Below are 13859 nucleotides of genomic sequence, written 5' to 3' on the forward strand. Positions count from 1 at the left end.
TCGCCGCGACGGCCGGCTCGTCGATCGTGCCGCCGGCTCCGCCGACGCCCGCGCCGACCAGCTCCCGCGCCGGTGCGGCCGCGGGCACCTTCCGCGCGTTGCCCAGCGCGAACTCCACGGCGTGGCTGATCATCGCGATCAGGTACGCCAGGATCGCGAACGCGACCAGCTGGTCGGAGAGTGCGGACATCAGTCGTCTCCTTCTCGCGCCCGCCGCGCGTCCGGCGCGTCACCGCTCACCGCGGCGACGAGCTGCGCGAACTCGTCGGCGAACCCAGGGTGCTCGGTGCGCGGCAGCCCACCGGCCTCCACCAAGCTACTACCGCTCGTCGGAGATCCACCTTCGGGGGGCGAAACCCGGAACCAGACCCGGCGCCGCCGGGCGAACAGCGAGCCCATCAGGCCCAGCAGCAGCGTGCCGCTCGCCACCAGCAGCAACGTCTGCCCGGGCGCGTGCCGGACCGCGAGCGTGATGTACGGCTTGGTGCCGACGAACTCCAGCGTGCTGCCGTCGTCGAGGGTCCACTTCTCCCCCGGCCGCAGCAGCTTGGTGCCGATCTCCTTGAGCTTGCCGTCGTCGATCTGCCGCCGGTCCAGCGCGTACACCGAGCCGGGGATGCCCGCGTCCAGCCCGAGGTTGCCCCGGTACGCGGTCAGGTTCACCGCCGGGTTCCGCTCGGCCGGGTACTGCGACGAGACGTACGGCGCGCTCTCCGGCGCGGTGGGCAGGTAGAGCCCGTCGAAGGCGATCTGCTGATCCGGGGCACGCGCGCCGGTCTTCGGGTCGACGTTGGCGTCCGGGAAGATCGCCACGCCCTCCTCGGTCGCGTTGGAGTCCCCGGTACGCAGGAACGGCGCCTCGCTGGTCTGGCTGCGACCGTACTTGTCGGTGTACTTCAGCAGCGGCGCGTAGCCGTTGCCGAGCAGGTAGACGTTCGCCGAGCCGAGCCGCAGCGGCGAGTTGACCGAGAACCCGGCGGTCCGTTCCGTGCCGCCCGGCTCGTCCACGGTCACCGTGGCCCAGTAGCGGGACGCCAGCCCGGACGGCAGGTAGTCGGCCTCGAACTTCTCCAGCGTCAGGCAGAACGGCGGCAGGTCGGAGCTGTCCACGCGCGGGCCGAGCGACGCCTCGGCGTACTGCTGGCGGGTGTTGCAGAACGCGTTGTCCTCGCCGGCCACCAGGATGCGGTTGCCGTGCCACCCGTACCAGGAACCGAGCGCCACCCCGAGCAGGACGGCGACCAGCGACACGTGGAAGAGCAGGTTGCCGGTCTCCTTGAGGTAGCCCTTCTCGGCGGAGACCTCGTTGCCGCGCACGGTGACCCGCCACCGGCGGCCGCGCAGCACCGCCGCGATCGCCTCGGGATCGGCGGCGGCCGGGGCCTCCAGCACCGCGTGCTGCGGCAGCCGGTCGAACCGTCTCGGCGCGGCCGGTGGCCTCATCCGCAGCGCACGGACGTGGTCGCGGGCGCGGGGCAGGATGCAGCCGATCAGCGAGGTGAACAGCAGCAGGTAGATCGCGGAGAACCAGACCGAGCCGAAGACCTCGAACGCGCCGATCTGGTTCAGCCGGGGCGCGAGGTCGGGGTGGTCGACGAACCACTGGTTGACGCGTTCCGGGTTGACGCCGCGCTGGGGCAGCACCGAGCCGGGGATGGCCGCGATGGCGAGCAGGAACAGCAGGATCAGCGCCGTACGCATGCTGGTGAGCTGCCGCCACGAGTTGCGCAGCAGGGCCAGCACCGGGTTGACCCGCCGCCGGGGCGCCTGCGCGGGTGGGGTCGACGGCCGGTCGTCGACGGTCGTCATCAGATGCTCACCTCGCCCACGCCCACGTTCGTCTGCAACCAGATCACCACGTTCACCCAGCCGCCGGTGATCAGCGCCAAGCCGATCGCGATCAGCAGCGCGCCGCCGATCCGGGTGACCCACCGGCTGTTGCGCCGGACGGCGCGGAACACCCCGAGCAGGCGCTGGAAGCCCAGCCCGAAGACGACGAACGGTATCCCCAATCCGAGGCAGTACGCCACGGCGAGCACCACGGCCCGGTCGGTCCCGCCCTCGGTGGCCGCCATGCCGAGCACCGCGCCGAGCGTCGGGCCGGTGCAGGGCAGCCAGCTGAGCGCGAAGACCGCGCCGAGCACCGGTGCGCCGAGCAGCCCGGCGGAGGGCAGCCAGCGGATGCGGAACTCCCGCTGCATGCCGGGGATCACCCCGAGGTAGCCGAGACCGAGCACCACCACGAGCGCGCCGATGACGATCTCCAGCGTGCGCTCGTACCGGAAGAAGAGCTTGCCGACGCCGGAGAAGAGGATCGCGGTGGCGACGAACACGACGGTGAAGCCCGCGATGAACAGCAGCGTGCCGGCGAGCACCCGGCCCTTGACGGCGGCGGTGGTCCGGGCCTGCGTCCGTTCCGCCACGGCGACGCCGCCCCCGGTCGACGGTGGGTCCGGTGGCTGCGGCGCGCCCGGGCGGCGGCCCTCCAGGTCGGAGCCGGCCAGGCCCGTCACGTACGACAGGTAGCCGGGCATCAGCGGGAGCACGCACGGCGACAGGAAACTGACCAGTCCGGCCAGCGCCGCCGCGCCGACCGCGAGCAGCAGCGGGCCGGACTCGGCGAGCTGCCGGAACGTCTCGCCCATCAGCGGGCGCCGTTCGGCGCCGGCGACTCGGCCGCGATGTCCTCGACGATCGGCCGCAGCTCGTCACGGGTGACGGCCCGGCGGATCACCACGGCGATCCGGCCCTCGCGGTCGAGCACGACGGTGGCCGGGGTGGTGTTCGGCGGGATGTCGAAGTTCAACGCCTGCCGGCTGGCCGGGTCGAAGATGCTCGGGTACGTGACCCGGCCCTCCTCGAAGGCGATCGCCTTGTCCTTGCTGTCCTGCACGTTGATGCCGAGGAACGTCACGCCGGAGCCCTTTGTGGCCTGGTACGTGGCCTCCAGGTCGTCCGCCTCGGCGCGGCAGGGCGCGCACCAGGAGCCCCAGAAGTTGACCACGACGACCTGGCCGCGGTCGCGGGAGATGTCGTAGCTGCCGCCGGTGAGCAGTTCACCGCTCACCTTCGGCGTCTTGGAGCGCTGGTCGGGGGCGCAGGTGACGGTCGAGCCGTCGGCCGCGCACCGGCTCTCCTGGCTGCCGGAGGAGCAGCCGACCAGCGCCGTACCGGCGGTGACGGCGGCGAGCAGGGCGGCGGCGAGCCTCCGGGTGAGCATCAGGCCCCCTTGGCCGTCCGGGCGGTCGGCGAGATCGAGACGAGGTGGGCGGCCGGCTCGGAGTACCCGATACCGACGATCTTGGCGCCGTCGAAGTGGAACGAGGTGAGGCTGGCCAGGCCGCACTGGCGGCGGCGCGGGTCGTGCCAGAGGCGCTTGCGCTCGACGTGCCGGCGCAGCGTCCAGATCGGGAGCTGGTGCGACACGAGCACCGCCTCCCGCCCCTCGGCGGCGACCCGGGCGGCGTGCAGCGCGGCGAACATGCGCTCCGCGATGGCCCGGTACGCCTCGCCCCACGACGGGGTCACCGGGTCGCGCAGCACCCACCAGTTGCGCGGGTCGCGGAACGAACCGTCACCGGGCGAGACCTTCTTGCCCTCGAACCAGTTCGCGCTCTCGATCAGGCGCTCGTCGACGCCGACGGAGAGGCCGAACTGCGCCGCGATCGGCTCGGCGGTCTGCTGGGCGCGCTCCAGCGGGCTGGCCACCACGTGCACCACGGTCCGGTCGGCGAGCGCCTGCGCCGCCGCCTTGGCCATCTGCACGCCCAGCTCGGAGAGGCGGAACCCGGGCAGGCGACCGTAGAGGATGCCGTCCGGGTTGTACACCTCACCGTGCCGCAGCACGTGCACCACGGTCTCCGCCATCTTTACCCCCCGCTTCCCGCCGCCGCTGCCGCCCGCGCCGCCACCGGCAGGGCGGCGGCGATCTGCTCCCACGCGGCGTCGTCGATCGCGGTCGAGACGAACCACGACTCGAACGCGCTCGGCGGCAGGTAGACGCCGCCGGCGAGCATCGCGTGGAAGAACGCCTTGAACGCCGGCACCACCTGGGTGCGGGCGCTGTCGTAGTCGTGCACGTCCGCGTCGGTGAAGAAGACCGAGAACATGTTGCCCGCGGTGGAGAGGCGGTGCGGCACGCCGGCCGCGGACAGCGCCTCGGTGGTGAGCTTGCCGAGCGCGGCGGCGGTCTCGTCGAGCCGCCGGTAGAGCGCGTCGTCGGCCAGCCGCAGCGTGGCCAGACCGGCCGCGCAGGCCAGCGGGTTACCGGAGAGCGTGCCGGCCTGGTAGACCGGGCCGGCCGGGGCGAGCTTCGCCATGATCTCCGCGCGCCCGCCGAACGCCGCGGCGGGCAGGCCGCCACCCATGACCTTCCCGTACGTCCACAGGTCCGCGTCCGACGGGTCGAGGCCGTGCCATCCGGCGCGGGACACCCGGAACCCGGTCATCACCTCGTCGACGATGAGCAGCGCACCGTTCGCGTGGGCGATCCGGGCCAGCTCGGAGTTGAAGCCGTCGCGGGGCGCGATCACGCCCATGTTGCCGGCCGCGGCCTCGGTGATGATCGCGGCGATGTGCTGCCCCTCGGCGGCGAACGCCTCCTCGACCGCGCGCAGGTCGTTGTACGGCAGCACGATGGTGTCGCCCGCTGCCGCGCCGGTCACGCCGGGCGAGTCGGGCAGGCCGAACGTGGCCACGCCGGAGCCGGCCGCGGCGAGCAGCGCGTCCGAGTGGCCGTGGTAGCAGCCGGAGAACTTGATGATCTTGGCGCGACCGGTGAAGCCGCGGGCCAGCCGGATCGCCGACATGGTCGCCTCGGTGCCGGAGTTGACCAGGCGCACCTGCTCCACCGGCGTCCGCGCGATGATCTCCTCGGCGAGGTCGACCTCACCCGGCGTCGGCGTGCCGAAGCTGGTGCCGAGCGGCGCCGCCTCGCGCAGCGCCTCCACCACCGCCGGGTGCGCGTGGCCGAGGATCAGCGGGCCCCAGGAGCAGACCAGGTCGACGTAGCGACGACCGTCGGCGTCGAAGAGCCACGGACCCTCCCCCCGGACCATGAAGCGCGGGGTGCCGCCGACGGCACGGAACGCGCGCACGGGAGAGTTGACCCCGCCGGGCACGACGGCCTTGGCGCGGTCGAACAGGGCCTCGGAGGCCGGGGCGTCGGCCGGGTAGCGGTCGGATCCGGCGGAAAAGGTCTCGGTCACGATGGGGCCATTGTGTCAGCGCCGGAGTGCTGCCTGGCAGGCACCCCGCGACGGGGGTTACCAGGCTCACCCGCCTGAGCGGCGCGACGGGCCGACGGCGATCCGCTCGACAGGCCCGTTGGTCGAGATCGCGATAGGCTGACCGGGTGGATCGTGCCGAACTGTCCATCACCGTACACCGGACGGGTGACGAAGCAGTGCTTCGCCTGGCCGGTGAGATCGACATGCTCACGGCCGCCCAGCTCTCGACAGTGGTGAACGAGGTGCTGGCGGATCCGCCCCCGCGCATCGTGCTCGACCTGGCCGGGGTCACGTTCTGCGACTCGCAGGGGCTCGGCACGCTCGTGGTGCTCAGCCGCAAGGCCAGTCACGCCCAGTGCGTGCTGATGCTCACAAACGTCGGCGACTTCCTGATCCGCGTCCTGGACATCACCGGCCTCCGCAGCGCCCTGATGATCCGCAACGAAGCCACCCCCTGACCCTCGGGGTTCTCCCCGCGATCTTGCACTTGCGGCCCTTCACTCGGGTGATTCACACCTTTTGTCGGGGCCACAAGTGCAAGATCAACGGCGCTAGAGGACGGGGATGTCGCGGCGGCGGAACGTCAGCAGGCCGACTGTGGCCAGGGTCATCGCCAACGCCGTCAGCACGTAGAGGGGGGTTGCGGTCCACGTGGCGCGCAGCACCTGCGGAGTGTGCGTGAACGGGGACACGTCCAGCAGCCACTGGTCCAGCTCCAGCACCGCGCCGAGCTGCCCGAGCAGCACGCAGACCGCCAGCACCACCCACGCGGCGGACGCGAGCCGGGGCAGCAGGCCGTAGAGCAGCACGGCGAGCCCGGCCAGCACCCACGCCGCCGGCACCTGGGCCAGGCCTGCGGCGAGCATCCGGCCCAGCTGGCGGGGCACGTCACCGGTGCTCAGCCCGTACGTCAGGCCGGTCGCGAGCCCGGTCACCGCGAGCACCACCACCGGGCCGAGCAGCGCGAACGCCACGTGCGACAGCAGCCAGGTCGAGCGCCTCGTCCCGGTGGCGAGCACCGGTTCCGCGTGCCCGGCGGCCTCCTCGGCGCGCATCCGCAGCGCGGCCTGGATGCCGTACCCGGCGGCGGCGAGCCCGGCCAGGCTCAGCGTGACCCCCAGGTACGCGTCGGCCATCCCGGACGCCCCGCCGAGCCGGGCCACGATCTCCTCCATCCGCGGACTCCCCTCGACGGACCGGCCGGCCGCCTCCGCGGCGCCACCGAGGATCAGCCCGAGCAGGCCGAACCCGACCGACCACCAGAGGATCTGCCCCCGGTGCAGCCGCCAGGCCAGCCCGAACGGCCCGGACAACGCGCCGCCCGCGCCGGCCGGGCCGAGCCGGGGCGGCAGCACGCCCGCGCCCAGGTCGCGGCGGACCGAGATCGGGTACGCGAGCGCGGCGAGCAGCACCGTCGCGGCCAGCGGCAGCAGCAGCACCCACCACCGCTCCCCCTCGTACGGCCGGACGCGGGCGCCCCAGCCCAGCGGGGACAGCCAGCTCGGCCAGTCGTTGCCGGCGGTGTCCCCGGCCAGGCGCAGCCCGAACGCGGCGCCGAGACCGGCGAGGCCGACGCCCCGCGCCCCGCCCGCGGTCTCGGTGAGCTGGGCGGCCAGCCCGCCGAGCGTCGCGAAGACAGCGCCGGTCAGCACGGTGACCAGCCCGTACGCGACCGAGCCGCCGACCGGCAGCCCGGTCGAGACGAGCCCGGCGGCGGTGAGCAGCCCGAGCACCAGGTCGGCGCCGTACGTGACGAGCAGCGCGGCGGTCAGTCCGGCGTGCCGTCCGAGCACGCTGCCGCCGAGCAGTTCCCGCCGCCCGGCTTCCTCCTCGGTGCGGGTGTGCCGGATGACCGTGAGCAGGCTCGCCAGCGCGACGATGAGCAGCAGGAAGCCGCTGCGCTGGGCGGTGAGCGCGCCGACGCTGTCGCCGTACGCCGGGCCGAGCAGCGCGACGATCGACGGGTTGCGGGCGGTGCCCTCCAGGTACGCGGCCCGCTCCGCGGCGGTCGGGAACAGTTCGAAGAAGCTGGCCGCGTACGTGATCGGCAGTACCGCGAGCACGAGCACCCACAGCGGCAGCAGGAGGCGGTCCCGGCGCATGATCAGCCGGACCAGGTGACGGGTGCCGGTGAGCGTGCTCATGACCGGTCCGCCGTCTCGGAACGCGCCACGCCGGAGGAGGGCGCCGACGCGGGGGACGCGGCCTCGTAGTGCCGCAGGAACAGTTCCTCAAGCGTGGGCGGCGTGCTGACCAGGCTGCGTACGCCCAGCTCGGTGAGCCGGCGCAGCGCGGCGTCGAGCGACGCGGTGTCCACGTCGAAGCGGACCCGCTGCCCGTCCACCCGCAGGTCGTGCACACCCGGCAGGTCGGCCAGGCCGTCCAGCGGCGCGGTGACCTCGGCGTCGATCGCGGTGCGGTGGAGGTGGCGCAGGTCGCCGAGCGTGCCGGACTCGACGGTCCGGCCGGCCCGGATGATCGTCACCCGGTCGCAGAGCGCCTCCACCTCGGCGAGGATGTGGCTGGACAGCAGCACGGTGCGCCCGTCCTGCCGGGCCCGGCGGACCCAGTGCTGGAAGACCTCCTCCATCAGCGGGTCGAGCCCGGAGGTCGGCTCGTCGAGGATGAGCAGTTCGACGTCGGAGGCGAGCGCGGCGACCAGGCCGACCTTCTGCCGGTTGCCCTTGGAGTAGGTGCGGCCCTTCTTGCGCGGGTCCAGCTCGAACGACTCCAGCAGTTCGGCGCGGCGTCTCGGGTCGAGCCCGCCGCGCAGCCGGCCGAGCAGGTCGATCACCTCGCCGCCGCTGAGGTGGGGCCAGAGCGTGACGTCGCCGGGCACGTACGCGAGGCGGCGGTGCAGCGCCACCGCGTCCCGCCACGGGTCGCCGCCCAGCAGTCGGACGGCCCCCGCGTCCGCCCGCAGCAGGCCGAGCAGCACCCGGATGGTGGTCGACTTGCCGGAGCCGTTCGGGCCCAGGAAGCCGTGCACCTCTCCGGCGCGAACGGTCAGGTCGAGCCCGTCGAGGGCCCGGGTGCGGCCGAAGGTCTTCACCAGGCCGGACACATCGATTGCCGTTTCCATACTTCAGAAGCTACGCTTGTTTCACAAACTTGTGAAGACTGTAGGGTCACGGGGTGAGTGTCGAGGAGCCGACCATGAACGTGCCGCCCCAGCACGACGAGGAAGAGGTCCACCTCTTCGTCGAGCGGATGGCGATGGCCTTCGCCGACGTGGGCTTCCCCCGGATGGCCGCCCGGGTCCTGTTCACAGTGATGAGCGCCGACGACCCGCTCACCGCGGGCGAGATCGCCGGCCGGCTCGGCGTCAGCGCGGCGGCGGTGAGCGGCGCGGTGCGCTACCTGACCCAGTTCGCCATGCTGGTCCGCGAGCCGGTCAAGGGCTCCCGGAGCGACCGCTACCGGATGCCCGACAACCCGTGGTACGAGGCGACCATCACCAAGACCACGATCTACAAGAACTTCATCGACATCGCCGCCGGCGGGGTCGACGCGCTGCACGGGCGAAACACACCGGCCGGTGAGCGGGTCGCCGAGATGCGCGACTTCTTCCTCTTCGTACAGGAGGAACTGGAATCGCTCGGCGACCGCTGGCGGGCCCGGCGGGCCGCGACCGGGCACGGCGGCCCGGCCGGCGGCTGAACCGTCAGCGGGTGTTGCCCCAGCGCGCCTGCTCCAGCAGCTCCACCGCGCGTTCCCGGGTCGACGGGTCGTCGTCGGCACGCAGCAGCGCCGTCGCCTCGTCCACCGCGTCGGTCAGGTGCCGCCACTGGAGATCCCGTTCCCGCACCAGATCCGACTGGGCGGCGAGCTGCCGCGTCTTCACCCACAGGTCGACGAAGACCGTCACCTTGGCGCGCAGCACCCACGGGTCGAACGGCTTGGTCAGGTAGTCGACCGCGCCGGCCGCGTAGCCGCGCAGCGCGAGCTGCGCGTCCTTGTCCGCGGCGGTCAGGAAGATGATCGGTACGTGCCGGGTGCGCTCGCGCCGCTTGATGTGGGTGGCGGTCTCGAACCCGTCCATGTCCGGCATCTGGGCGTCCAGCAGGATCACCGCGAAGTCGTCCACCAGGAGCTGCTTGAGCGCCGCCTCGCCGCTCTCCACCGCGACCGACTGCACCGGGAGGCCCTGGAGGATCGCCTCCAGCGCCATCAGGTTCTCCCGCCGGTCGTCCACCAGCAGGGCCTTGGCCGTCTGCGTCACGCGTTCTCCTCGCCTCGGCTCCGGCCGATCCAGGACGCCATCAGTTCGATCAGCTCGTCCAGGTCCACCGGCTTGGTGATGTAGTCGCTGCCGCCGGCGCCGAGCGCCGACTCCCGGTCGCCGGGCATCGCCTTCGCGGTCAGGAAGACGATCGGCAGGTCCGCGAACCGGTGGTTGCGGCGGATCTGCGCTGTCGTCTCGTACCCGTCCTGGTCCGGCATCATGGCGTCCATCAGGACGATGTCCACCTCCGGGTGCTCGGCGAGCTGGCGGACACCGTCCGCCCCGTTGTCCGAGTACAACACGGTCATCCCGTGCAGTTCCAACGCGGACGTCAGCGCGAACACGTTCCGTACGTCGTCGTCGATGATCAGCACGGTCACGCCGTCCAGGCGCCGGGTGGCGGGCGTCTCCTGCGGCTGCGGCAGCTCCATCGGCATGAGCAGCGACGACGGCAGGCCCGCGCGGCTCGGCGACGGCGGCGCCGGCGCCACCACCGCGTCCGGCGCCAGCACATCGGGTACGAAGAGGGTGAACGTCGAACCCTGACCGGGCGCGGACGAGACGGTGATCGTGCCGCCGAGCAGGCGGGCCAGGTCACGGCTGATGGACAGGCCGAGCCCGGTGCCGCCGTAGCGGCGGCTGGTGGTGCCGTCCGCCTGCTGGAACGCCTCGAAGATCAGCGAGAGCTTGTCGTCGGAGATCCCGATCCCGGTGTCTATCACGGTGAACGCGATCACCCGCTGCGCGTTGGTCAGCGCCGGCACGTCGAAGACGGCGTTCTCGGCCGCCGGGCCGATGCGCAGCGTCACCGCGCCGTTGTCGGTGAACTTCACCGCGTTCGACAGCAGGTTGCGCAGGATCTGCTGCAACCGCTGGGCGTCGGTGACCAGCGCGGGCGGCAGGTCGCGGCTCACCCGCACCTGGAAGTCCAGGCCCTTCTCCTCGGCCTGCGGCGCGAACGCCTGCTCGACGTAGCCGCGGATCTCGGCGAACTGGATCTCGGTGGGCTCCACGTCCATCCGGCCCGCCTCGATCTTGGACAGGTCGAGGATGTCGTCGATCAGCGACAGCAGGTCCGACCCGGCTCCGTGGATGGTCCGGGCGAACTCGATCTGCTTCGCGCTGAGGTTGCGCTCCGGGTTCTCGGCCAGCAGCCGGGCCAGCAGGAGCAGCGAGTTCAGCGGCGTACGCAGCTCGTGGCTCATGTTCGCCAGGAACTCCGACTTGTACGCCGACGCGCGGGTGAGCTGCTGCGCCTTCTCCTCCAGGCCGAGGCGGGCCAGCTCGATCTCCCGGTTCTGCGTCTCGATGTTGGCCTTCTGCTCGGACAGGAGCTTCGCCTTGTCCTCCAGCTCGGCGTTGGTGCGCTGCAACTCGGCCGACTGGTCCTGCATCTCGTGCGCCAGCCGCTGCGACTGCGCCAGCAGCTCCTCCGTACGCCGGTTGGCCTGGATGGTGTTGACCGCGACGCCGATGGTGAGCACCAGCCGCTCCAGGAACGCCAGGTGCAGCTCGGAGAACGTGGCCACGCCGGCGAACTCGATGACGCCGAGCAGCTCGCCCTCGAACTGGACCGGCAGCACCACCAGGTCGGCCGGGGGCGTGTCGGCCAGCCCGGACCGTACGACGAGGCGCCCGTCCGGCTGCGCCTTGACCCGGATCGTCCGACGCGACAGGGCGGCCTGCCCGACCAGCCCCTCACCCGGGCCGAACGTGACGTCGTGGCCGCGTGCCACGTACCCGTAGGAGGCGGTGAGCCGCAGCCGCATGCTGCCCTCGGAGCTGTCCGTCAGGAAGAACGCGCCGAGTTGCGCGTCCACCAGCGGGGTCACCTCCTGCATGATCATGCGGCAGACCTCGCCCAGGTCGCGCTGGCCCTGGAGCAGACCGCCGATCCGGGCCAGGTTCGAGTCCAGCCAGCCCTGCTCGGCGTTCTTCTTCGTCGTCTCCCGGAGGGTGACGATCATCTGGTTGATGTTGTCCTTCAGCTCGGCGACCTCGCCCTGCGCCTTCACGTTGATCCGCTGGGTCAGGTCGCCGCGGGTCACCGACGTGGAGACCTGCGCGATGGCGCGCAACTGCGTGGTCAGGGTGGAGGCGAGCTGGTTGACGTTCTCGGTGAGGTCGCGCCACGTACCGGACACGCCCTTGACCTGGGCCTGACCGCCCAGCTTGCCCTCGGTACCCACCTCACGCGCCACGCGTGTGACCTCGTCGGCGAACGAGGAGAGCTGGTCCACCATCGTGTTGACTGTGTTCTTCAGCTCCAGGATCTCGCCCTGCGCGTCCACAGTGATCTTCTGACCCAGGTCGCCGTTCGCCACCGCCGTGGTGACCGAGGCGATGTTCCGCACCTGGCTGGTCAGGTTCGAGGCCATCGAGTTCACGTTGTCGGTCAGGTCCCGCCACGTACCCGAGACGCCCTTGACCTGGGCCTGACCACCCAGCTTGCCCTCGGTACCCACCTCACGGGCCACACGCGTGACCTCGTCGGCGAACGACGAGAGCTGGTCCACCATCGTGTTGACTGTGGACTTCAGCTCCAGGATCTCGCCCTGCGCGTCCACAGTGATCTTCTGCGACAGGTCACCCTTGGCGACAGCCGTCGACACCTGGGCGATGTTGCGCACCTGCGCGGTCAGGTTCGACGCCATCGAGTTCACGTTGTCGGTCAGGTCGCGCCAGGTGCCGGCGACGCCGCGCACCTGCGCCTGACCACCCAGCTTGCCCTCGGTACCCACCTCGCGCGCCACCCGGGTCACCTCGTCGGCGAACGACGAGAGCTGATCCACCATCGTGTTGACAGTGGACTTCAGCTCCAGGATCTCGCCTCGCGCGTCCACTGTGATCTTCTGCGACAGGTCACCCTTCGCCACGGCGGTGGTGACCGAGGCGATGTTCCGCACCTGGCTGGTCAGGTTGGACGCCATCGAGTTCACGTTGTCGGTCAGGTCGCGCCACGTACCCGAGACGCCCTTGACCTGGGCCTGACCACCCAGCTTGCCCTCGGTACCCACCTCACGGGCCACCCGGGTCACCTCGTCGGCGAACGAGGAGAGCTGGTCCACCATCGTGTTGACGGTGTTCTTCAGCTCCAGGATCTCGCCCTGCGCGTCCACAGTGATCTTCTGACCCAGGTCGCCCTTGGCGACCGCCGTGGAGACCTGGGAGATGTTGCGGACCTGGCTGGTCAGGTTGCCGGCGAGCTGGTTGACGTTCTCGGTGAGGTCGCGCCACGTGCCGGAGACGCCTCGTACCTGCGCCTGGCCGCCCAGCTTGCCCTCGATGCCCACCTCGCGGGCCACCCGCGTGACCTCGTCGGCGAACGACGACAGCTGGTCCACCATCGTGTTCACGGTGTCCTTCAGCTCCAGGATCTCGCCCTGGGCCGCCACGGTGATCTTCTGCGACAGGTCACCCTTCGCCACCGCCGTCGACACCTGGGCGATGTTGCGCACCTGCGCGGTCAGGTTCGACGCCATCGAGTTGACGTTGTCGGTCAGGTCCTTCCAGGTGCCGGCCACGCCCGGCACCTCGGCCTGGCCGCCCAGCTTGCCCTCGGTGCCCACCTCGCGGGCCACCCGGGTCACCTGCTCGGCGAACAGCCGCAGCGTGTCGGTGAGCGAGTTCATCGTGTCGGCCAGCTCGGCCACCTCGCCGCGCGCCCCGACCGTGATCTTCTGCGACAGGTCGCCCTTCGCCACAGCCGTCGCCACCTGGGAGATCGACCGGACCTGCCCGGTGAGGTTCGACGCCATGGTGTTCACCGAGTCGGTGAGGTCCTTCCAGGTGCCGGCCACCCCGCGCACGTCGGCCTGGCCGCCCAGCTTGCCCTCGGTGCCCACCTCGCGGGCCACACGCGTCACCTCGTCGGCGAACGACGAGAGCTGGTCCACCATCGTGTTCACGGTCCGGCCGATGCGCAGATACTCACCGCGGAGCGGGCGACCGTCGATCTCCAGCGCCATGTGCTGGGACAGGTCGCCGTCGGCCACCGCCACGATGACCCGGGCGATCTCGGTGGTCGGCCGGCCCAGGTCGTCGATGAGCGAGTTGACCGCCCGCTGCCCCTCCGCCCACGAGCCGTCCAGGCCCTCGTCGTCCAGGCGCTCGGTGAGCCGGCCGTCACGGCCGACGATCCGGCTGATCCGCCGCAGGTCCAGGTGCTGCCGCTCCTGCAACGACACCACGTCGTTGAAGGCGTCGGCGACCTCACCGGGCAGACCCGCCCGCCGGGGCAGGCGCACCCGCAGATCGCCGCGCCCCACCCGACGCAACGCCTCGACCAGTTCGCCGAGGAGCGCCTCGTGGTCGGACGCGGACGGGTCAGCGGTCACCGACTGATTCACCGTGGCCATCGTTCCTCGCTCCGCTCGGGCTCGTGCGGTCACACGGGCCATCCCATC

Annotated in this window: 11 protein-coding genes and 1 pseudogene; 2 read left to right on the forward strand and 10 right to left on the reverse strand. The window is 71.7% G+C overall.

Annotated elements, in window-relative coordinates:
* The 6 genes and pseudogenes from AC2CHG_RS10030 to hemL all read right to left on the reverse strand — a co-directional run.
* A pseudogene (locus AC2CHG_RS10030) lies at positions 1-190 on the reverse strand (c-type cytochrome biogenesis protein CcsB); the annotation flags it as partial.
* Positions 190-1809, reverse strand: coding sequence for a cytochrome c biogenesis protein ResB (resB, locus tag AC2CHG_RS10035; RefSeq protein ID WP_355511335.1), 1620 nt, complete (start codon positions 1807-1809; stop codon positions 190-192). The gene resB and the pseudogene AC2CHG_RS10030, both read right to left, overlap by 1 nt.
* Positions 1809-2645 carry a cytochrome c biogenesis CcdA family protein gene (locus AC2CHG_RS10040; protein ID WP_194802080.1) on the reverse strand — a complete coding sequence of 279 codons (837 nt, stop codon included), beginning with the start codon at positions 2643-2645 and terminating at the stop codon, positions 1809-1811. Before AC2CHG_RS10040 ends, resB begins: the two co-directional genes overlap by 1 nt.
* The gene (locus AC2CHG_RS10045) at positions 2645-3220 is read right to left on the reverse strand and encodes a TlpA family protein disulfide reductase (RefSeq protein WP_262015604.1); all 576 of its coding nucleotides are present in this window, start codon (positions 3218-3220) and stop codon (positions 2645-2647) included. The genes AC2CHG_RS10040 and AC2CHG_RS10045 overlap by 1 nt, the downstream gene beginning before the upstream one ends.
* The gene (locus AC2CHG_RS10050; RefSeq protein ID WP_116503393.1) at positions 3220-3867 is read right to left on the reverse strand and encodes a histidine phosphatase family protein; all 648 of its coding nucleotides are present in this window, start codon (positions 3865-3867) and stop codon (positions 3220-3222) included. Before AC2CHG_RS10050 ends, AC2CHG_RS10045 begins: the two co-directional genes overlap by 1 nt.
* A 2-nt stretch (positions 3868-3869) precedes the next feature.
* Positions 3870-5207, reverse strand: coding sequence for a glutamate-1-semialdehyde 2,1-aminomutase (gene hemL / locus AC2CHG_RS10055; RefSeq protein ID WP_484524607.1), 1338 nt, complete (start codon positions 5205-5207; stop codon positions 3870-3872).
* Positions 5208-5353: 146 nt separating this feature from the next.
* On the opposite strand from hemL, the gene AC2CHG_RS10060 reads away from it, so the two are divergent.
* The gene (locus AC2CHG_RS10060) at positions 5354-5686 is read left to right on the forward strand and encodes an STAS domain-containing protein (protein ID WP_262015606.1); all 333 of its coding nucleotides are present in this window, start codon (positions 5354-5356) and stop codon (positions 5684-5686) included.
* A 93-nt stretch (positions 5687-5779) separates the two neighbouring features.
* On the opposite strand, the gene AC2CHG_RS10065 is transcribed toward AC2CHG_RS10060, so the two are convergent.
* Positions 5780-7372: an ABC transporter permease gene (locus AC2CHG_RS10065; protein WP_463840086.1), complete on the reverse strand. Its 1593-nt coding sequence runs from the start codon at positions 7370-7372 to the stop codon at positions 5780-5782.
* A complete protein-coding gene (locus AC2CHG_RS10070) occupies positions 7369-8310 on the reverse strand; it encodes an ABC transporter ATP-binding protein (protein WP_354867702.1) in 942 nt (313 codons plus the stop codon). Before AC2CHG_RS10070 ends, AC2CHG_RS10065 begins: the two co-directional genes overlap by 4 nt.
* A gap of 53 nt (positions 8311-8363) precedes the next feature.
* On the opposite strand from AC2CHG_RS10070, the gene AC2CHG_RS10075 reads away from it, so the two are divergent.
* Entirely contained in the window at positions 8364-8888 is a 525-nt protein-coding gene (locus AC2CHG_RS10075) for a GbsR/MarR family transcriptional regulator (protein WP_262015609.1), read from the forward strand.
* 4 nt (positions 8889-8892) lie between these two features.
* On the opposite strand, the gene AC2CHG_RS10080 is transcribed toward AC2CHG_RS10075, so the two are convergent.
* Both AC2CHG_RS10080 and AC2CHG_RS10085 read right to left on the reverse strand, forming a co-directional pair.
* Positions 8893-9450, reverse strand: a complete 558-nt coding sequence (locus AC2CHG_RS10080; RefSeq protein ID WP_013283536.1) for a response regulator — start codon at positions 9448-9450, stop codon at positions 8893-8895.
* The gene (locus tag AC2CHG_RS10085; RefSeq protein WP_463840087.1) at positions 9447-13811 is read right to left on the reverse strand and encodes a HAMP domain-containing protein; all 4365 of its coding nucleotides are present in this window, start codon (positions 13809-13811) and stop codon (positions 9447-9449) included. Before AC2CHG_RS10085 ends, AC2CHG_RS10080 begins: the two co-directional genes overlap by 4 nt.
* Positions 13812-13859: the final 48 nt, after the last annotated feature.

Source organism: Micromonospora sp. ATLC20 (assembly GCF_057196585.1).

Coding starts and splice junctions, on each gene's coding strand:
- resB (WP_355511335.1), bottom strand. CDS start 1,809: ATGACGACCGTCGACGACCGGCCGTCGACCCCACCCGCGCAGGCGCCC.
- AC2CHG_RS10040 (WP_194802080.1), bottom strand. CDS start 2,645: ATGGGCGAGACGTTCCGGCAGCTCGCCGAGTCCGGCCCGCTGCTGCTC.
- AC2CHG_RS10045 (WP_262015604.1), bottom strand. CDS start 3,220: ATGCTCACCCGGAGGCTCGCCGCCGCCCTGCTCGCCGCCGTCACCGCC.
- AC2CHG_RS10050 (WP_116503393.1), bottom strand. CDS start 3,867: ATGGCGGAGACCGTGGTGCACGTGCTGCGGCACGGTGAGGTGTACAAC.
- AC2CHG_RS10065 (WP_463840086.1), bottom strand. CDS start 7,372: ATGAGCACGCTCACCGGCACCCGTCACCTGGTCCGGCTGATCATGCGC.
- AC2CHG_RS10070 (WP_354867702.1), bottom strand. CDS start 8,310: ATGGAAACGGCAATCGATGTGTCCGGCCTGGTGAAGACCTTCGGCCGC.
- AC2CHG_RS10085 (WP_463840087.1), bottom strand. CDS start 13,811: ATGGCCACGGTGAATCAGTCGGTGACCGCTGACCCGTCCGCGTCCGAC.